18 protein-coding genes are annotated in these 18,970 nt (G+C 72.7%); 12 read left to right on the forward strand and 6 right to left on the reverse strand.

The genetic code is table 11. The features are described from left to right. Positions 1-16: 16 nt before the first annotated feature. Positions 17-739, reverse strand: a complete 723-nt coding sequence (locus tag ABT034_RS07360) for a lysophospholipid acyltransferase family protein (RefSeq protein WP_351212229.1) — start codon at positions 737-739, stop codon at positions 17-19. 319 nt (positions 740-1,058) lie between these two features. On the opposite strand from ABT034_RS07360, the gene ABT034_RS07365 reads away from it, so the two are divergent. The 5 genes from ABT034_RS07365 to ABT034_RS07385 all read left to right on the forward strand — a co-directional run bounded on the left by ABT034_RS07365 (position 1,059) and on the right by ABT034_RS07385 (position 5,541). Further along, entirely contained in the window at positions 1,059-1,376 is a 318-nt protein-coding gene (locus ABT034_RS07365) for a TlpA family protein disulfide reductase (protein WP_351212231.1), read from the forward strand. A 196-nt stretch (positions 1,377-1,572) separates the two neighbouring features. After that, entirely contained in the window at positions 1,573-2,097 is a 525-nt protein-coding gene (locus ABT034_RS07370; protein ID WP_351212233.1) for a flavin reductase family protein, read from the forward strand. A gap of 198 nt (positions 2,098-2,295) precedes the next feature. Next, positions 2,296-3,081: an electron transfer flavoprotein subunit beta/FixA family protein gene (locus ABT034_RS07375; protein ID WP_351212235.1), complete on the forward strand. Its 786-nt coding sequence runs from the start codon at positions 2,296-2,298 to the stop codon at positions 3,079-3,081. Between the two features lie 54 nt (positions 3,082-3,135). Further along, positions 3,136-4,098, forward strand: coding sequence for an electron transfer flavoprotein subunit alpha/FixB family protein (locus ABT034_RS07380; protein ID WP_351212237.1), 963 nt, complete (start codon positions 3,136-3,138; stop codon positions 4,096-4,098). Positions 4,099-4,251: 153 nt separating this feature from the next. After that, positions 4,252-5,541, forward strand: a complete 1,290-nt coding sequence (locus ABT034_RS07385) for a DUF6986 family protein (RefSeq protein ID WP_351212239.1) — start codon at positions 4,252-4,254, stop codon at positions 5,539-5,541. Between the two features lie 206 nt (positions 5,542-5,747). On the opposite strand, the gene ABT034_RS07390 is transcribed toward ABT034_RS07385, so the two are convergent. Beyond that, positions 5,748-6,731, reverse strand: coding sequence for a LacI family DNA-binding transcriptional regulator (locus ABT034_RS07390; protein ID WP_351212630.1), 984 nt, complete (start codon positions 6,729-6,731; stop codon positions 5,748-5,750). A gap of 179 nt (positions 6,732-6,910) precedes the next feature. Here ABT034_RS07390 and ABT034_RS07395 point away from each other — a divergent pair, with 179 nt between their 5' ends. The 5 genes from ABT034_RS07395 (at position 6,911) to ABT034_RS07415 (ending at position 13,044) form a co-directional block, all read left to right on the forward strand. Then, positions 6,911-7,867 carry an ROK family protein gene (locus ABT034_RS07395; protein ID WP_351212241.1) on the forward strand — a complete coding sequence of 319 codons (957 nt, stop codon included), beginning with the start codon at positions 6,911-6,913 and terminating at the stop codon, positions 7,865-7,867. Between the two features lie 154 nt (positions 7,868-8,021). Next, positions 8,022-10,733 carry a class IV lanthionine synthetase LanL gene (gene lanL, locus ABT034_RS07400; protein ID WP_351212243.1) on the forward strand — a complete coding sequence of 904 codons (2,712 nt, stop codon included), beginning with the start codon at positions 8,022-8,024 and terminating at the stop codon, positions 10,731-10,733. A 46-nt stretch (positions 10,734-10,779) separates the two neighbouring features. After that, entirely contained in the window at positions 10,780-10,935 is a 156-nt protein-coding gene (locus tag ABT034_RS07405) for a VenA family class IV lanthipeptide (protein WP_351212245.1), read from the forward strand. Positions 10,936-11,056: 121 nt separating this feature from the next. Then, the gene (locus ABT034_RS07410) at positions 11,057-12,166 is read left to right on the forward strand and encodes an ABC transporter ATP-binding protein (protein ID WP_351212247.1); all 1,110 of its coding nucleotides are present in this window, start codon (positions 11,057-11,059) and stop codon (positions 12,164-12,166) included. Beyond that, positions 12,163-13,044, forward strand: a complete 882-nt coding sequence (locus ABT034_RS07415) for an ABC transporter permease (protein WP_351212249.1) — start codon at positions 12,163-12,165, stop codon at positions 13,042-13,044. The genes ABT034_RS07410 and ABT034_RS07415 overlap by 4 nt, the downstream gene beginning before the upstream one ends. 94 nt (positions 13,045-13,138) lie before the next feature. On the opposite strand, the gene ABT034_RS07420 is transcribed toward ABT034_RS07415, so the two are convergent. Then, the gene (locus ABT034_RS07420) at positions 13,139-13,321 is read right to left on the reverse strand and encodes a DUF8839 family protein (protein WP_351212251.1); all 183 of its coding nucleotides are present in this window, start codon (positions 13,319-13,321) and stop codon (positions 13,139-13,141) included. Between the two features lie 138 nt (positions 13,322-13,459). Between ABT034_RS07420 and ABT034_RS07425 the strand changes: the two genes are divergently transcribed. Beyond that, the gene (locus tag ABT034_RS07425; protein WP_351212253.1) at positions 13,460-14,494 is read left to right on the forward strand and encodes an NUDIX hydrolase; all 1,035 of its coding nucleotides are present in this window, start codon (positions 13,460-13,462) and stop codon (positions 14,492-14,494) included. A 12-nt stretch (positions 14,495-14,506) separates the two neighbouring features. Here the strand turns inward: ABT034_RS07425 and ABT034_RS07430 are convergent, their stop codons facing one another. Further along, a complete protein-coding gene (locus ABT034_RS07430; protein WP_351212255.1) occupies positions 14,507-15,187 on the reverse strand; it encodes an MBL fold metallo-hydrolase in 681 nt (226 codons plus the stop codon). Between the two features lie 119 nt (positions 15,188-15,306). Beyond that, positions 15,307-16,671, reverse strand: a complete 1,365-nt coding sequence (locus ABT034_RS07435) for a dipeptidase (RefSeq protein ID WP_351212257.1) — start codon at positions 16,669-16,671, stop codon at positions 15,307-15,309. A gap of 299 nt (positions 16,672-16,970) precedes the next feature. Between ABT034_RS07435 and ABT034_RS07440 the strand changes: the two genes are divergently transcribed. Beyond that, on the forward strand, positions 16,971-18,359 hold the full coding sequence (locus ABT034_RS07440) for a geranylgeranyl reductase family protein (protein ID WP_502972840.1): 1,389 nt from the start codon (positions 16,971-16,973) through the stop codon (positions 18,357-18,359). 66 nt (positions 18,360-18,425) lie between these two features. On the opposite strand, the gene ABT034_RS07445 is transcribed toward ABT034_RS07440, so the two are convergent. Next, positions 18,426-18,914 (reverse strand): nitroreductase family deazaflavin-dependent oxidoreductase, encoded by a 489-nt coding sequence (locus tag ABT034_RS07445; protein ID WP_351212259.1) that lies wholly within the window; start codon positions 18,912-18,914, stop codon positions 18,426-18,428. Positions 18,915-18,970: the final 56 nt, after the last annotated feature.

Below are 18,970 nucleotides of genomic sequence, written 5' to 3' on the forward strand. Positions count from 1 at the left end.
TCGAACGGGGAGGGTGTCAGCCCGCTTCCTTGACCTGGGCCGGCGTCGGAGCCGTACCCCCGAGGTGCGCGGGCACCCACCAGGTGTCGCTCGCGTCCTTGGGGCGCACCGGGTAGGCGCGCTGCGCGGCCTCAAGGAGCTCCTGGACGCGCTCGCGCAGACGCCGGGTGATCGCGCCCGCGTACTGGTCGGCCGGTGCCTCGACGGGCTCGCCGACGCGGATCGTCACCGGGATGTGGCTCCGCTTGAAGTTCCGCGGGCGGCCCTTCGTCCACACCCGCTGGGTGCCCCAGAGCGCCATCGGGATCAGCGGGACGCCCGCCTCCTGCGCCAGGCGCGCCGCGCCCGTCTTGAAGCCCTTGAGCGTGAACGACTGGGAGATGGTCGCCTCGGGGAAGACACCGATGATCTCGCCGGCCCGCAGCGACTCGAGCGCGTGCTTGTAGGCGTGCTCGCCCTGCGCGCGGTCCACCGGGATGTGCTTCATGCCGCGCATGAGCGGCCCGCCGACCTTGTGCCGGAAGACCGATTCCTTCGCCATGAAGCGCACCAGGCGCTTCTGCGGCAGCGCCGCGAGCCCCGTGAAGATGAAGTCGAGGTAGCTGATGTGGTTGCTCACCAGCACCGCCCCTCCGGTCCGCGGGATGTTCTCGGAACCCTGGGTGTCGATCTTCAGGTCGAGTGCCTTGAACAGGGTGAGCGCGGCACCGACGACCGGTCGATAGACGAGTTCTGCCATCGGAGAGGAACCTCTTCTTCGTGTACCTGGGGATGGGTCGCCCCGCGAAGTTACGCGGCCGTAGGTTTTCGGCTTTGGGCAGATCGTGCCCCATGTGGGCCGCCGTGACCAGTCCAGGCAGCTTCGTACAGGGAGATTCTCGTCACTCGCGGTCGCCGTGGCGGGAATCGAACGCTCCCGTGCGACGCTGCACCGGGAGACGCGGCCGAGAGGGAGAGGAAGGGGAAGAGGAGTGACCGAGGAACAGCCCGGACCCGGAGCGCCTGGAGCCGTCGCGCCCGGAGCCGGAGCGCCTGGACCCGTCGCGCCCGGACCCGACGTGCCCGGACCCGTCGTGCTCGGCGCCGAGGTGCTCGGCGTCGCACTGGGGGAGCGGGCCACCCTCGTCCAGTTCTCCACCGCCTTCTGCCAGCCCTGCCGGGCCACCCGCCGCACCCTCGCCGAGGTCGCCGCGATGGTGCCGGGCGTGGGGCACGTGGAGATCGACGCCGAGGAACGGCTCGATCTCGTACGCGAGCTCGGCATCGCGCGGACCCCCACCGTCCTCGTCCTCGACCGGACGGGCCGCGTCGTCCGACGGGCCGCAGGGCAGCCCCGCAGGGTGGACGTCATCGCCGCCCTGGGGCGCGCGGTCTGACGCCGTGACACTTCTCCCACATCCCGGTACGCACTTGACTGCACGAGGCAACGATCGTCACCCTGGCGGAGTGCCCCCAGAACTCCTTCTCCACGGCCGGCCCCATGTGGACCTGGCCCGCAACGCGAGCGCGCGCTGTCCGGGTCTCTGACGACCCAGGACTTCTCTCATGACGCCCTCGCAGAAGGACAACTCCATGACGGTTTCGCCCGAGCTCCGCGCCGTCCCCACCATCGGCGCCCCCCGGCAGGCCTCTCCCGATCTGCTCCGTTCCGTCTTCCGCCGGCACGCGGCCGGTGTCGCGGTCGTCACCGCGCACGGCGAGCGCCCGGTCGGTTTCACCGCGACCTCGCTCAACTCCGTCGCCGCGGACCCCCCGCTGATCTCCTTCGGGGTGGGTACCACCTCCTCCAGCTGGCCCGTGCTCGCCGAGACCGAACACATCGGCGTGCACATACTCGGCGAGCACCAGCAGGAGCTCGCCGCCACCTTCGCGCGCAGCGGCGCCGACCGCTTCGGGGAGGGGACCCGCTGGAGTGTGGGGCCCGAGGGGGTGCCCGTACTCGACGGCGTACTGGCCTGGATGGTCTGCCGCGTGGTGGCCCGGGTGCCCGCGGGGGACCACCGGATCGTGATCGCGCAGGCGGTCGCGGGCGACCCGGACGGGGCGGGCCGGCCGCTCCTCTACCACCACGGGCGCTTCAACGCGCTGCGCGACTGAGAGTTCCCGCAGGGGCCACTCCGCGCGCGTTGGCCAGATCACATGCCTGAGCGCTTGCTTACTCGTAACGAACTGGGTGTACTGGCGAGTAATATCTGGTCGGGGCGTCCGGCGCCCCGACCGGAAACCCGCCCTTCAGGCGCCTATGCTGCGAGCAACAAGGCAGCCCAGTTATGACGATGCAGTAGGAGAGCCGGCGTGAGCTTGAGGATCGTTGTCTGTGTGAAGTACGTGCCCGACGCGACCGGAGACCGCAAGTTCGCGGACGACCTGACGGTCGACCGCGACGACGTCGACGGCCTGCTGTCGGAGCTCGACGAGTACGCCGTCGAGCAGGCCCTGCAGATCGCCGAAGAGGCCGACGACGCCGAGGTCACCGTGCTCACGGTCGGCCCCGAGGACGCCAAGGACGCGCTGCGCAAGGCGCTCTCGATGGGCGCCGACAAGGCCGTCCACGTCGAGGACGACGACCTGCACGGCTCCGACGTCATGGGCACCTCGCTGGTGCTCGCCAAGGCGATCGAGAAGACCGGCTACGACGTCGTCATCGCCGGCATGGCCTCCACCGACGGCACCATGGGTGTCCTCCCGGCGATCCTCGCCGAGCGTCTGGGCGTCCCGCAGGTCACGCTGCTCTCCGAGGTCAAGATCGAGGACGGCAAGGTGACCGGCCGCCGTGACGGCGACACCGCCTCCGAGCAGCTCGAGGCCTCCCTCCCGGCCGTCGTGTCCGTGACGGACCAGTCGGGCGAGGCGCGCTACCCCTCCTTCAAGGGCATCATGGCCGCCAAGAAGAAGCCGGTGGAGTCCCTGGAGCTGGACGACCTGGACATCGACGCGGACGAGGTCGGCCTCGCCGGCGCCTGGACCGCGGTCGACTCGGCCGCGGAGCGCCCGGCGCGCACCGCGGGCACGATCGTCAAGGACGAGGGCGAGGGCGGCAAGCAGCTCGCCGAGTTCCTCGCGGGCCAGAAGTTCATCTAAGGCTCGCGCGAGCCCCTCAGACCGTCCCTTTCGTTCGCAGGAGATTGAAGTCCCATGGCTGAGATTCTCGTCTACGTCGACCACCTCGACGGAGCCGTCCGCAAGCCCACCCTGGAGCTGCTGACCCTGGCCCGCCGCCTCGGCGAGCCCGTCGCCGTCGCGCTGGGCAACGGCGCCGCCGACACCGCCGCCGTCCTCGGCGAGCACGGTGCCACGCGCGTCCTGACCGCCGACGCCCCCGAGTTCGCCGACTACCTCGTCGTCCCGAAGGTCGACGCCCTCCAGGCCGCCTACGAGGCGGTGTCCCCGGCCGCCGTCCTGGTCCCGTCCTCCGCGGAGGGCAAGGAGGTCGCGGCCCGCCTCGCGGTCCGCATCGGCTCCGGCATCATCACCGACGCCGTGGACCTGGAGGCCGGTGACGAGGGCCCGGTCGCGACGCAGTCCGCGTTCGCCGCCTCCTTCACCACCAAGTCCCGTGTCTCCAAGGGCACCCCGGTCATCACGGTCAAGCCGAACTCGGCCCCCGTGGAGGCCGCCCCGGCCGCCGGCGCCGTCGAGGCCCTCACGGTCTCCTTCGGCGCCCTGGCCACCGGCACCAAGGTGACCGCCCGTACCCCGCGCGCGTCGACCGGCCGCCCCGAGCTGACCGAGGCCGCGATCGTGGTCTCCGGCGGCCGCGGCGTCAACGGCGCCGAGAACTTCGCCATCATCGAGGCGCTCGCCGACTCCCTCGGCGCGGCCGTCGGTGCCTCCCGCGCCGCCGTCGACGCCGGCTGGTACCCGCACGCCAACCAGGTCGGCCAGACCGGCAAGTCGGTCTCGCCGCAGCTGTACATCGCGTCCGGCATCTCCGGCGCGATCCAGCACCGCGCGGGCATGCAGACCTCCAAGACGATCGTCGCGATCAACAAGGACGCCGAGGCGCCGATCTTCGACCTCGTCGACTACGGCGTGGTGGGCGACCTCTTCGACGTCGTCCCGCAGCTGACCGAAGAGGTCAAGACCCGCAAGGGCTGACCTGCGAGTTCTGTCGCGCCCGGGGGCCGCGTGGTGATGATCACCGCGCGGCCCCCGGCCGTTTCGGACAACCATTGACGCAGGTCCCGACCGACTATTAACTTCGCTATACGGATTGTTGATTCCGTGAAGCGGAAAACAGGAGGATGTGGGATGGGTCAGCAGGAGAAGGTGTCGACAAGCCTCGCGGGCGCGGTCAGCGAGGGCATCAGCGCCTCCCTCGCCACGGTGGACGCCGAGCTGGACCGCCGCTACCCGGGAGACCCCGGCACCCGCCAGCCCGTCCACACCGTCTACGTCCCCGGGAACGTCTTCGACGCCGGAACCATCCGCTCCTGGGGTGACCAGGCCCTCGCCGCGCTCGACGAGCACGCCCCCGACGCCTCCTCCTTCGCCGCCGTCCTCGGCCTTTCCGACGACCTCGCCGAGGATGTCTACGGCCGCGTACGCGCCAAGCTGGAGCGCGAGCCCATCGAGGACCTCCGGGTCGACTTCGAGGACGGATACGCGGGCGCCGACGAGGATCAGGACGCCGCCCGCGCCGCCCGGCTGATCTCCGAGGCGTACGGGAACGGCACGGCCGCCCCGTACATGGGCATCCGGATGAAGTGCATGGAGTCGGCCGTACGCGACCGGGGCATCCGCACCACCGACGTCTTCCTCACCGGCCTCCTGGAGAACGGCGGCCTCCCCGAGGGGCTCGTCCTCACCCTCCCCAAGGTCACCTACCCCGAGCAGGTCACCGCCTTCGTCCGGCTCCTTGAGGCCTTCGAGAAGGCCCACGGCCTCGACGACGGCCGTCTCGGCTTCGAGATCCAGATCGAGACCAGCCAGTCCATCCTCGCCACCGACGGCACCGCCGCCGTCGCCCGCATGATCGGCGCCGCCGAAGGCCGCGCCACCGGACTGCACTACGGAACCTTCGACTACAGCGCCTGCCTCGGCGTCTCCGCCGCCTACCAGGCGAGCGACCACCCGGCCGCCGACCACGCCAAGGCGATCATGCAGGTCGCGGCCGCCGGCACGGGCGTACGCGTCTCCGACGGCTCCACCAACGTCCTCCCGGTCGGCTCCACCGAGCACGTCCACGAGGCCTGGCGCCTCCACTACGGCCTCACCCGCCGTGCTCTCTCCCGCGCCTACTACCAGGGCTGGGACATGCACCCGGGCCACATCCCCACGCGTTACGCCGCTGTCTTCGCCTTCTACCGCGAGGGCTTCGAGGCCGCCGCCAAGCGCCTCTCCGCGTACGCCAACCACGCGGGCGGCGACGTCATGGACGAGCCCGCCACCGCCAAGGCCCTCAGCTCCTACCTGCTGCGCGGCATCGACTGCGGCGCCCTCGACACCGCGGAGGTCGACGTGCTCACCGGCATGGACCGAGCCGCCCTCGACCGCTTCGCGGCCCCGCGCCGCGGCGACCTGACGGCTTCCGCCGAGTAGCAGGACGGCGGGACGGAATCGCGCTGCCTGCTGGACAGCCGCCCAGCAGGCCGCCTCCGGTGGCTCCCGTCCCCCCGTTGTGGGCAATCGCCCCGCCGGGGCGGGACGGGTGGGCAACGGGACGGCGCCCTTGGCGGCGCCGCCGCCCCCTGCGCCCCGGCACCCGCCAGGACCGTACACGCATGCCCACAAACCGGGGGGCGGCCTCAGGCGGTCGGCGGTGCGATCTCGCCCGACCCGCGGGCGAGGAGCGTGGTGCCGAGCACCACCCGCTGCGGCGCCTCGTCGGCCCCGTCGAGGCGCCGGAACAGGCGCTCCGCCGCCGTCCGGCCCAGCGCGGCCGCGTCCTGCGCGATGACCGTGATGCCCAGCAGATCGGCCAGCTCGATGTCGTCGAAGCCGACCAGGGCCACCGGCCGCTCCTGCCCGGCGAGGGCCCGGACCACCGTGACCGTGACCCGGTTGTTCCCCGCGAACAGCGCCGTCACCGGCTCCGGCCCGGCCAGGAGGTCCCGTACGGCCGCGCTCACCCGCCCGGGCTCCGTGGACCCGAGCGAGACCCAGGCGTCCCGGACCGGCAGACCCGCGTCCTCCATGGCCGCGCGGTAGCCGCGCAGCCGCTCGGCGGACGTGTGGATACGGGGACGGTCACCGATGAAGCCGATCCGGCGGTGCCCGTGGGCGATCAGATGGGCCACCCCGTCGCGCGCCCCGCCGAAGCTGTCCGAGAGCACGGCGTCGGCCTCGATGAGCCCCGCCGGACGGTCGACGAAGACGGTGGCGACGCCCGCCCTCATCTCGGGCTCCAGGTACCGGTGGTCGTCACCTGCGGGGATGACGATCAGACCGTCCACCCGGCGCGCGCACAGGGCGAGCGCCAACTCCTGCTCCCGGTCCGGGTCCTCGGCGCTTGAACCGTTGATGAGCAGGGCGCCGTGCGCCCGGGCGACCTCCTCGACCGCCCGGCTGAGCGGTCCGTAGAACGGGTCGGCGAGATCCTCCAGGACGAGGCCGACGGTCGCGGTCCTGCCCTTGCGCAGGACGCGCGCGCTGTCGTTGCGGCGGAACCCGAGGACCTCGATGGCCTCCTGGACCCGGCGCTCGGTGTCGGGGGTGACCCCCGGCTCGCCGTTCACGACCCGGGACACCGTCTTCAGACCGACGCCCGCGCGCGCGGCGACGTCCTTCATCGTGGGCCGGTTGCCGTAGCGGTGCTCGGGGCGGCGGGCGATGTCGGCCACGATGCGCGGTTCCTCCGTCGAAGATCGGGGTGGGTCCTCTGGGGGAAGCATAGGGCCTGGACAACGTTGTCACCGGGCGGGAGACTGTACCCAGCACCGTTCCGCCCGCCGCTTGGAGACCCCGCGCCATGCAGACCGATCCCGCCCCGGGCCCCGCCGGCGGTCTCGTCGCCGCCCTCGACATCGGTGGTACCAAGATCGCCGGTGCCCTCGTCGACGGCGAGGGCCGCATCCGCACGCGCTCCCAGCGACCCACGCCCGCGCGTGAGGACGGCGAGACGGTGATGGGGGCGGTCGAGGACGTGCTCGCCGACCTCGCGGCCTCGCCGCTGTGGGAGGCCGCCGGCGCCGTCGGCATCGGCAGCGCGGGCCCCGTCGACGCCCACCGGGGGACCGTCAGCCCGGTCAACGTGCCCGGCTGGCGCGACTTCCCCCTGGTCGATCGGGTCCACCGGGCGACGGGCGGACGGCCCGTCACCCTGGTCGGCGACGGCGTCGCCATGACGGCGGCCGAGCACTGGCTCGGAGCCGCCAGGGGCCACGACAACGCCCTCTGCCTCGTGGTCTCCACGGGCGTCGGCGGCGGTCTCGTCCTCGGCGGCAAGGTCCACCCGGGCCCCACGGGCAACGCCGGTCACATCGGCCACATGGTGGTGGACATGGACGGCGAGCCCTGCGCCTGCGGCGGCCGCGGCTGCGTCGAACGCGTCGCCAGCGGCCCGCACCTCGCCCGCCGCGCCCTGGAGAACGGCTGGCGGCCGGGGCCCGACGGCGATGTCTCCGCCGCGGCCGTGGCCACCGCGGCACTCGCGGGGGACCCGGTCGCCGTCGCCTCGTACGAGCGGGCGGCCCAGGCGCTCGCGGCGGGCATCGCCGCGACGGCGGCCCTCGTCGAGATCGACATCGCCGTCGTCGGCGGCGGGGTCGCGGGCGCCGGCGAGGTCCTCTTCGCGCCGCTCCGCCGCAGCCTCGCCTCGTACGCCACGCTCTCCTTCGTCCGGAACCTGCGCGTCGTCCCCGCCGCCACGGGCACGGACGCGGGCCTGCTGGGCGCGGCGGCGGCAGCGGGGAGCGCGAAGGGCTGAGGAGGCGCCCGGCTCCGCACGGGGCGCAATCGCGGAGGGAGCCCCGCGCGCTGTGCGCTCGTCGGATCAAGTGAATCCGAGTGAGTATGTGTTGGTCCGGTTATGTCACCGGGCACGTTCCGATCAGCGGTCCGCACCGTTGAGAGGGACGTGAATGACGATCCAGGTAACCGAAGTCGAACTGGAAGGCATTCTCCGCGAGGCGCTGGTCGCCACGGGTACGGAGGAGCGCTGGACGGCCGACTCCGACGACATGTGGTGCCGGGTGACGCCCGGCTCCGGGACGCGCCGTGAGCAGGGGTGGAAGCTGCACCTCTCGGCGACGGCGGCCTCCGCGCCGACGGTCCTCGAGAAGGCCCTGGACGTGCTGCTGCGGGGGGAGTCGACGTTCAAGTTCGCCCGGTCCCTCGACCAGGTGAGCGCGCTCAACTCCCGCGCCACCCCCCGAGGAAGCTCGGGCAAGTTCATCACCGTCTACCCGAGCTGCGACGAAGAGGCGGCCCGGCTCGCCAAGGAGCTGCACCTCGCCACGGCGGGGCTCGCCGGCCCCCGGATCCTGTCCGACCAGGCCTACGCCGCGCACTCCCTGGTCCACTACCGCTACGGGGCCTTCGTAGGGCGGCGCCGCCTGTCGGACGACGGCCTCCTGGTGTGGTTCATCGAGGACCCCGACGGCAACCCCGTGGAGGACAAGCGCACCGGCCAGTACTGCCCTCCCCCCTGGGCGGTCTGCCCGTTCCCCGCCTCGGTGCCCGACGCGCCGCGCGCGGTGGAGAAGGCGAGCGGTCCCGTGGTCCTCGGGGGTCGGTTCGCGGTACGGGAGGCGATCCGGCACACGAACAAGGGCGGCGTCTACCGGGGCACCGATGTCCGTACGAACGCCCCCGTGGTGATCAAGGAGGCCCGGCCGCACGTGGAGGCCGACGCCTCCGGCTGCGACGTCCGCGACTGGCTGCGCGCCGAGGCCCAGACCCTGGAGAAGCTCAAGGGCACCGGGCTGGCCCCGGAGCCGGTGGAGCTGTTCGAGCACGCCGGGCACCTGTTCCTGGCTCAGGAGGAAGTGCCGGGCGTCACCTTGCGGACCTGGGTCGCCGAGCACTTCCGCGACGTCGGAGGGGAGAGCTACCGCACCGACGCCCTTGCCCAGGTCGGCCGCCTGGTGGACCTGGTCGCGGCGGCACACGCCCGCGGCTGCGTCCTGCGCGACTTCACCCCGGCCAACGTCATGGTCCGCCCGGACGGCGAACTGCGCCTCATCGACCTCGAACTCGCTGTCCTGGAGGACGAGGCCGCCCTCCCGACCCGGGTGGGAACCCCCGGATTCAGCGCCCCCGAGCGCCTGGCCGACGCACCCGTCAGTCCGACCGCCGACTACTACAGCCTCGGCGCCACCGCCTGCTTCGTCCTGGCGGGCAAGGTACCGAACCTGCTCCCCGAGGAGCCCGACACCAGGGCCATGGAGCAGCGGTTCGCCGCGTGGCTGGCCGCCTGTACGGGGCCGCTCCGGCTGCCGGACGCCCTGACGGAGATGATCCTCGGTCTGACGAAGGACGATCCCGCCGACCGCTGGGACCCGGCCAGGGCCCGAGAGACGCTCCGGAGGGTGCTCCCGGCGCGGACGGAGAACCACGCCGTACCCCACGCGACCCGGACCGACGACCGGGACGACCGCCGGAACGACCGCCGGACCGACGGCCGGGCCGACAGCCGGGAAGCCGCGGTCTCCGGAATCGTGGATCACCTCGTCGACTCGATCGATCCGGCGGACGAGCGGCGGCTGTGGCCCGTGTCCACCATGGCGGGGGAGGCCGACCCGTGCACCGTGCAGCAGGGCGCGGCCGGCGTCCTCGCCGTACTGACGCGGTACTGGGAGCTGACCGGTGACGCCCGCCTGCCGGGGCTGATCTCCACCGCGGGCCACTGGATCGCGGACCGCACCGACCTCCGTTCCACCCGTCCGGGGCTGCACTTCGGCGGCCGGGGAACCGCCTGGGCCCTGTACGACGCCGGGCGCGCCCTCGACGACCGGGCACTCACGGACCATGCCCTGGCCCTGGCCCTCGCCCCGCAACAGGCGACACCCCACTACGACATCACCCACGGCAGCGCGGGCAGTGGACTGGCCGCCCTCCACCTGTGGCACCGCACCGGAGACCCGCGCTTCGCCGAACTGGCCACCGACGCGGCCGACCGGCTGACCGCCGCCGCACGGCGTGACCAGCACGGGGTGGGCTGGCCGGTGCCCGGGGAAGCCGCTTCCCCGGAGGCCGGCGCGCGGTACCTCGGCTTCGCCCACGGATCCGCAGGCATCGGCTGCTTCCTCCTCGCCGCCGCGGCCGTTTCGGAGCGGGCGGACCACATGGAACTCGCGGTGGAGGTGGGCGAGCACCTGGTGGCCACCGCCGTACGCGTCGGCGAGGCGGCCCAATGGCCCTCACAGGCATCGGACGTGCCCACGGCCCCGTACTGGTGCCACGGAGCGGCGGGCATCGGGACCTTCCTCGTCCGCCTGTGGCAGGCGACCGGGGACGACAGGTTCGGCGACCTCGCCCGCCGCGCCACGCACGCCGTCACCGAGCGCGCCTCCCGCGCCGCACTCGCCCAGTGCCACGGGCTCGCGGGCAACGGCGACTTCCTCCTCGACATGGCCGCCGCCACGGGTGACCCCGTCTACCGCGCCATGGCCGAAGACCTGGCCCGTCTCATCGTCTGCGAGCGGGCCCAGCGCGACGCCCACGTGGTCTTCCCCACCGAGTACGGGGACGTTTCGACCAGCTGGAGCGACGGATCCGCCGGAATCCTTGCCTTCCTCCTGCGGATCCACCACACCGACCCCCGGCACTGGATGGTCCAGCCGCCGGTCTGAGCGGCAGGAAGTCTGCCGCCCGCTCAACGCAAGAAGGAGCACGTCCATGGAGAACAAGGACCTCGAACTGCTCGCCCGTCTCCACGCCCTTCCGGAGACCGACCCCGTCGGCGTGGACGGAGCGCCGTACGCCGCGACGTGTGACTGCGTGGGTCTGCTGACCCTCCTCAACACGATCTGCATCGGCATCAGCTGCGCGTAACTCAGGCACCACCATCCGGTCGGCGGCTGAACCCGGGAAGCCGCCGGCCGGATGTCCACCGTCCTGTACGAGGCGGGGCCGTCCGCCGCGGAGGACGCACCCCCAGACGAGGACCAGACCCATGCAGCCACCCGCCGGCGACGACCTTGCCCCGGCAGCCCTCCTGACCGCCGCCGCCACCAGCCCGCCGGCCGCCCGGCGCGGACCCGAGTCCGGGTACGCCATCAGCATGCGTGGCCTGGCCAAGAGCTATCCGGGCCCGCAGGGCACCACGACCCACGCGGTACGCGGCCTGGACCTGGACGTGTCGCAGGGCGAGACGTTCGCCTTCCTCGGCCCGAACGGAGCCGGGAAGTCGACCACGATCGCCATGCTGTGCGCCCTGGCCCGCCCCACCGCCGGTCACGCCACGGTCGCCGGCGCCGACGTGCTCACCCAACCCCACCAGGTACGCCGACACGTCGGCATGCTCTTCCAGAACAGCGCTGTGGACGCGGACCTGACGGCCGAACAGAACCTCCGCATCCACGCCCGCCTCTACGGGCTGCCCCGCCGCCGTGCCCGCCTGCGCGCCGCGGAGGTACTGGAGACGGCCGGGCTGACCGACCGGAGGAGTTCCCCCGTACGGACCCTGTCGGGCGGCATGCGGCGCCGCCTGGAGATCGCCCGCGCCCTGCTGCACTCCCCCCGCGTGCTGTTCCTCGACGAGCCGACCACCGGCCTCGACCCCCATGCCCGCGTCCAGGTCTGGGACCACCTCCGCGTCCTGCGCGACCGGCACGGCAGCACCCTCTTCGTCACCACCCACTACCTGGAGGAGGCGGAGAACTGCGACCGCATCGCCATCATCGACGGTGGTCGCGTGGTGGCACAGGGCACTCCGAGCACACTGAAGGCCGCGATCGGAGACGACCGGGTCGTCCTGCGCACCAGCGACGACACGACGGCGGAACACGTCGTGCGCGCCCTCGTCCAACCCGACCGCGCCGTCACCGTGGACACGGCCGGCGTCTCCCTGCGGATCCCGGACGGCAGCACCTGGATCCCCCGCCTCTGCGCGGCACTGGAACGCCACGGCATCGCCGTCCACGCCGCCTCCGCGGCCCCACCCACGCTCGACGACGTCTTCTTCCACCACACCGGCCGCAGCCTCGGCACCACCGGGCGCGGCAACGCGCCGGCCGGCCCCACCCCGTGCGACACCACGTCAGAGACCGGCGGCGTCCGATGACCACAGTCACCCTGAAGGCCCCTGGCACCGCTGAGACTCCGGACGCCCTCGGGACGTCCGGCGGCGGACGGCCCGCACGCCTGCGGCGGGAACTGCGCGCGATCCACGCCCTGATCCACCGCGACATGCTGCGCCTGGCCGGTCAACGCGCCCACACCGCGCTGATGCTGCTCCAGCCGATGCTCTACCTCCTCATCCTCGGGGGCGGCCTCGCCGCCCTCATCCCCCGTTCCTCCCTGGGCGTCGGCTACCAGACCTATCTGTTCCCCGGCATGCTGATGATGACGGTGCAGGCACCGGCCATCCTGGTCGGCATCCGCCTGATCACCGACCGGCAGAGCGGCTACCTCCGCGAGCTCCTCATGGCCCCCGTCAGCCGCTCCACCCTCCTCCTGGGCAACTGCGCGGGCGGCACCCTGACCGCCACGGTCCAAGGCGCCGTCATGCTCGGCCTCGCCGGCACGGTCGGCATCCCGTACGACCCGGTCCTCCTGCTCCTGCTCCTCGGCGGCATGATCCTGGCCTCGTTCACCATCACGACCCTGTCCCTGGCCCTGGCCGTCACCCTCCGCAGGCCCGAGACGTTCCACACCTTCCTCGGCCTGATCATGATGCCGCTGCTGTTCCTCTCCGGGGGCTTCTTCCCGCTGCACTCCCTGCCCGGCTGGGCCCAGGCCCTCGCCGGCGCCAACCCCCTGGCCTACGCGGTGGACCTCCTCCGCCGCTGCATCAGCCATCGCGTCCCCGACCAGCAGGCCGTCGCCGGCATCGAGTGGGGCGGCTGGCAACCGCCTCTCCCTCTCGAAGCGGGCCTTCTCCTCGTCAGCGGCACCCTCGCCCTGCTGTGGGCCGCACGCCGCTTCAACCGTCCGGAGTGAGGGCCCCGCGGGGTCAGGACGTGCCGACTCCGGCACGGGCCGGCGCGAACACCGCCCAGGGCCAGGCGCACGGCACGCCGTCGCTGCCCCGCCGTCACTCCCTCCGTACCCGCTCCGCCGTCCGCTGTTCCACGACCACCAGGAACGTGTCGGACTCCAGGTCCATCACGACCCGGGCCGGTACACCCTCGTCGCGCCGCGCGATGGCGAACTCCTCCGCCGGCCAGCTGCCCCGCGGGCCGCCGGCCGGAAAACGTTCGAGAACCATACGACTCATATCTCCGCACCCCCTCGTGCTTGCCGTTCTCAACGACGGCCGCGCGGAAGTGTCACGCACATGCCGAGACATGTGTTCGTGGTTTCCGTGGCAGGGTGTTGCGGGCAAGCCACTGGGGGCTACCGAAGAGGGGGAATCGTGATCGTCTGGGTCAACGGTGCGTTCGGCGCGGGAAAGTCCAGCACCGCGCGCGAGCTGGTCGATCTGATCCCGAACAGCACGCTGTACGACCCGGAGGCCACTGGCGGGGCACTGCGCCGTCTCCTCCCGGCCAAGCGGCTCGCCGAGGTCGAGGACTACCAGGACCTGCCGATCTGGCGCCGCCTCGTCGTCGACACCGCCGCCGCGCTGCTCGCCGAGGTGGGGGGCGTCCTCGTGGTTCCCATGACCCTGCTCAGGCAGGAGTACCGGGACGAGATCTTCGGGGGGCTCGCCGCCCGCCGCATCGAGGTCCGCCACATCCTGCTCGCCCCGGAGGAAACGATCCTGCGGGAGCGGATAGACAGCCGGTCGGAATACGACGATCCCGAGGTCGACGCCCGCGTGCGCGAGTGGTGCCACGAACACCTCGCGCCCTACCGCGCCGCCCTCGACTGGCTCGCCGCCGACGCGTACACCGTCGACACCTCGGCGCTCACCGCCGCCGAGGCCGCCCGCTCCGTCGCCGACGCGGTCCGGACCGGGCTCGTCACCCCCTGCGGCATCGTCCAGACCCCCGACCCGACCGGCGAGACCCTCGCCGCGGGCGTCCTGCTCTTCGACGAGCAGGACCGCTTCCTCCTCGTCGACCCCACCTACAAGCCGGGCTGGGAGTTCCCCGGCGGCATCGTCGAACCCGGCGAACCCCCGGCCCGCGCCGGAATGCGCGAAGTCGCCGAGGAGATAGGCCTCGAACTCGACGCCGTGCCCCGCCTCCTGCTCGTCGACTGGGAACGCCCCCAGCCCCCCGGCTACGGAGGACTGCGCCTCCTCTTCGACGGCGGCAGGCTCAGCACCGAGGACACCGCCCGCCTCCGCCTCCCCGGCGCCGAACTGCGCGGCTGGCGCTTCGTCACCGAGGAGGAGGCCGCCGACCTCCTCCCGCCCGTCCGCTACCGCCGCCTCCGCTGGGCCCTGCGCGCCCGCGAGCGCGGCACGGTGCTCAACCTGGAGGCGGGGGACCCGGTGGGCTGACGGGCGCCGGACCTATCCGGCCGCCGCGGCGAGCAGGGCCGCCGCGTCCTCGGTCACGGGAGCGCCATGGCCGCAGCACAGCACCGAGGGGGCGAGCTTCGCGAGGCGCCGCATCGAGTCGAGCGCGAGCGCGCGGTCCACATGGAACACACCGAAGGTCACGCCCTGGACGGACGCCACCGTGTCCCCGGTGAACAGCACGCCGTGGCGCGGCAGATGCACCGCGATCGAGCCGGGCGTGTGCCCCGGCGTGTGGACCACCACCGCGCCGTCCCCGAAGCCGAGCTCCTCGCCGTCCTCGACCTCCCGGTCCACCCGCGTCGGCGGCGCCTCCGGCACGGTCATGCCGTGCGCGAACAGCGGGACCTCCCAGTCCAGGAGGTCGGGTTCCGGCACCGGCGCCTCGCCCCGGACCACCGGAGCGTCGAGCCGGTGCGCGAGGACCTCCGCCCCGTGCCGGTCCGCGAGCTCCCGCGCCGAACCCACGTGGTCACGGTGGCAGTGGGTCAGCACGATGCGCCGCAGCCGGTCCGGGTCCAGACCGGCCGCGCGTATCGCCGCCGCCGTCCCGGTCGCCGTGCCGACCCAACCGGCGTCGATCAGGGTCAGTTCCTCCTCGTCCTGCCAGAGGTAGGCCTGGCCGATGGAGAAGTCGAGGAGGTGCAGGCGCGGGGTGATCCGGGTGAGTTCCATACGGCGAACCTACGCTTCCACGCAGGCCCGCCGTATGCCTCTACGCTCTCGGCGAGCTTCGCCGAACGCTGAACCCAGAACCCGGCACCCAGAACCCGGACCCCGTCCCCGACCCTTCGTCAGACCTGCTTGGAGCGGGCGTAGTTGAGGAGGAAGTGCGCCTCCGCCACCGAGAGCCGCTCCAGCTCCTCGGGCGAGACGGACTCGTTGGGCGCGTGGATCTGCGCCTCGGGCTCGCTCAGACCGATCAGCAGGATCTCCGACTCCGGGTACAGCGACGCCAGCGTGTTGCACAGCGGGATCGAACCGCCCATGCCCGCCGTCTGCATCTCCTGACCGGGGTACGCGATCCGCATCGCCTCCGCCATCGACGTGTACGCCGGGCTCGACGTGTCCGCCTGGAACGCCTGGCCCTGACCCACCTGCTCGAGGGAGACCCGGGCGTTCCACGGCGTGTGCTTCTCGATGTGCGCGAAGAGCAGCTTCGTCGCCTCGGCCGCGTCCTGGCCCGGCGGCACCCGCAGGCTGATCTGGGCGCGGGCCGACGAGGGGATGGAAGGAGTCGCCCCGGCCACCGGGTGGCAGTCGATACCGATGACGGTGACGGCAGGGCGCGCCCAGATCCGGTCGGCGACCGTACCGGCGCCCGGCAGGTCCACGCCCGTGAGGACCTTGGCGTCCTGGCGGAAGTCCTCCTCCGGGTACTGCAGTCCCTCCCAGGTCTTGTCGCACGGCAGGCCGTCGATGACGGTCGAACCGTCCGGGCCGCGCAGCGAGTCCAGGACGCGGATCAGCGCGGCCAGCGCGTCCGGCGCGGCGCCGCCGAACTGACCGGAGTGCAGGTTGCCCTCCAGGGTGTCGATCCCCACCCGGATCATCGTCATCCCGCGCAGGGTCGCCGTCACCGTCGGCAGGCCCACCCGGAAGTTGCCGGCGTCGCCGATCACGATCGCGTCGGAGGCGAGGAGTTCGGGGTGCTCCTCGGCGTACCGCTCCAGACCGCCGGTGCCCTGCTCCTCCGACCCCTCGACGATCACCTTGACCGTCACGGGAACGCCGCCGTTCGCCTTCAGGGCCCGCAGCGCGAGCAGGTGCAGGACGAAGCCGCCCTTGCAGTCGGCGGTGCCGCGCCCGTACCAGCGCCCGTCGCGCTCGGTCAGCTCGAACGGCGGGGTGAGCCAGGCCGACTCGTCCAGCTTCGGCTGCACGTCGTAGTGCGCGTAGAGGAGGACGGTCGGCGCTCCGGCCGGGCCGGGCAGTATGCCGTACACCGCCTGCGAACCGTCCGGGGTGTCGAGCAGCGCCACGTCCTGGAAGTCCTCGGCGCGCAGGGCGTCCGCGACCCAGTTCGCCGCCGCCTCGCACTCGCTGCGCGGCGCCACGGCCTCGTCCGCCACCGACTCGAAGGCCACCAGCTCCGTGAGCTCGGCCTTGGCCCGGGGCATCAGGGACCGTACGGTCTCGGCGATCGGATTCGAGGTCATGGGCACGCTCCTGGTGGGTGCGACGTTACGACGTAAGGACGGCGTTCGGCGTATGTCGTGGTACGGCGAACGCACCGCCGATCCTACGGCGCGGGCCTTCGGGTACCGCGCCGTAGGATGCGTCAGGAGCAGACCACCGGTCGGATCAGGAGCAGAAGCACATCGTGAGCAGCGAGCACGCAGAGAACGCCGGTCCGGAGAACACCGCGCCCGAAGGTGCGGCTCCTGAGGGCATCGGTGCGGACGGGGCGGCGGACGTGGAGCCGACGGAAGACGCGGAGGTGTACGCGACCTCCGACGTGGGGGACGGTGCGACGGTCGACTCGGAGGCGGACGTCTGGGACGTCGTGGTCGTCGGCGCGGGCCCGGCCGGCGCGACCGCGGCCTACGCGGCTGCCGTGGCCGGACGCCGGGTGCTGCTCCTGGAGAAGTCCGAGCTTCCCCGCTACAAGACGTGCGGCGGCGGCATCATCGGCCCGTCCCGCGACTCGCTGCCGCCCGGTTTCGAACTCCCCCTCCAGGACCGGGTGCACGCCGTCACCTTCTCCCTCCAGGGACGCTTCGCCCGCACCCGCCGGTCCCGCCGCATGCTCTTCGGGCTCATCAACCGCCCCGAGTTCGACGCCCAGCTCGTCGAGCACGCGCAGAAGGCGGGCGCCGAGCTGCGGACGGGTGCCACGGTGAGCCGGGTGGAGCAGCACGGTCCGGCCGTCCCGGACCGCCGGACCGTCGCCGTCGTCCTCGCGGACGGCGAGACGGTGTTCGCGCGCGCGGTCGTCGGTGCCGACGGCAGCGCGAGCCGCATAGGGGCGCATGTAGGGGTGAAGCTCGGTCAGGTCGACCTGGGCCTCGAGGCGGAGATCCCCGTGCCGCCGTCGGTGGCCGAGGACTGGAAGGGCCGCGTCCTCATCGACTGGGGCCCGATGCCCGGCAGTTACGGCTGGGTCTTCCCGAAGGGCGACACGCTGACCGTCGGCGTCATCTCGGCGCGCGGCGAGGGCGCCGCCACCAAGCGGTACATGGAGGACTTCGTCGCCCGGCTCGGCCTGTCCGGCTTCGAGCCCTCGATCTCCTCCGGGCACCTGACGCGGTGCCGCACCGACGACTCTCCGCTCTCCCGTGGCCGGGTCCTGGTCTGCGGCGACGCCGCCGGTCTCCTGGAGCCGTGGACGCGGGAGGGAATCTCGTACGCGCTCCGCTCGGGCCGCCTCGCGGGCGAGTGGGCGGTACGGGTGGCCGAGGCGGGCGACGCGGTCGACGCCCGGCGCCAGGCCCTGAACTACGCCTTCGCCATCAAGGCCGGGCTGGGTGTCGAGATGGCGGTCGGGCGGCGGATGCTCGCCCTGTTCGAGCGGCGGCCGGGGCTGCTGCACGCGACGATCACGGGGCTGCGGCCGGCGTGGAACGCGTTCGCGGACATCACCCGGGGTTCGGCGACGCTCGGCGGCATGGTCCGCTCGAACGGCTTGGCCCGGAGGGCGCTGGAGGTGCTGGACCGGCGGATGGACACCGAGTCCGGTGTCGGACCGGCGGGTCGCGGCGTCGGACAGCGGGAGCGGTCGGCCCCGGAGGGCGAGGGCGGCACGGACGGGACGAAGGCGGCGGAAGACGCACGGACGCCCGAGTCTGCCCAGGCCCCCAGAAGCGCCGGGGCTCCGGAGTCTCCCAAGGCGCCGGAAGCATCCTGACGCCTCGGCGCGACGGCGCTACACAGGTGAGCAAGACAGCGGACGGGCTCCGCCGCTCCGGCCGGTTCACGCGGCGGGGGTGGTGGGGCCCGTCGTCGTGACGAGGAAGACGGGGTGCTTCGGGGCGACGGCGCGCAGTTCGGCGTCGGAGGAGTCGGGGCCGACGCCGCCGAAGAAGACACCGACCTCGGCCTTCCAGCGCTTGAGGTAGGCGCGCAGCAGCGCGGGCTTGTCGTCGTCCGCCACCTCGACGGCGGTGAACTCCTGCACGTGCTTGCCGAGGATCAGCTGCCCGCCGCCGGAGGCCCGCATGTTGTGGGTCCACTGGACGTGGCCACGGGGCGCCACGAGGTACCGGGCGCCGTCTATCGTCATGAGGTTGACGGGGGTGCGGCGCCACTCGCCGCTCTTGCGACCACGGACGGCGAGCACCCGGGAGCCCCAGACGCTGATGCCGCGCCGGGTCATCCAGGCGACGGCGCGGTTGAGGACGTTCACCGTGATCCAGCCGGGCTTCATGACGTGGGCGGTGGGGCTGAGGGGCTGAGCGCTCATGGTGTTCCTCCTGGGGAATCCGGGGCGGCCTGCGGAGCAAAGCGTGAGCACCGCTC

Origin of the sequence: Streptomyces sp. NPDC002773, assembly GCF_040295605.1 — a bacterium.
In the GTDB taxonomy this organism is placed as follows: Bacteria; Actinomycetota; Actinomycetes; order Streptomycetales; family Streptomycetaceae; genus Streptomyces.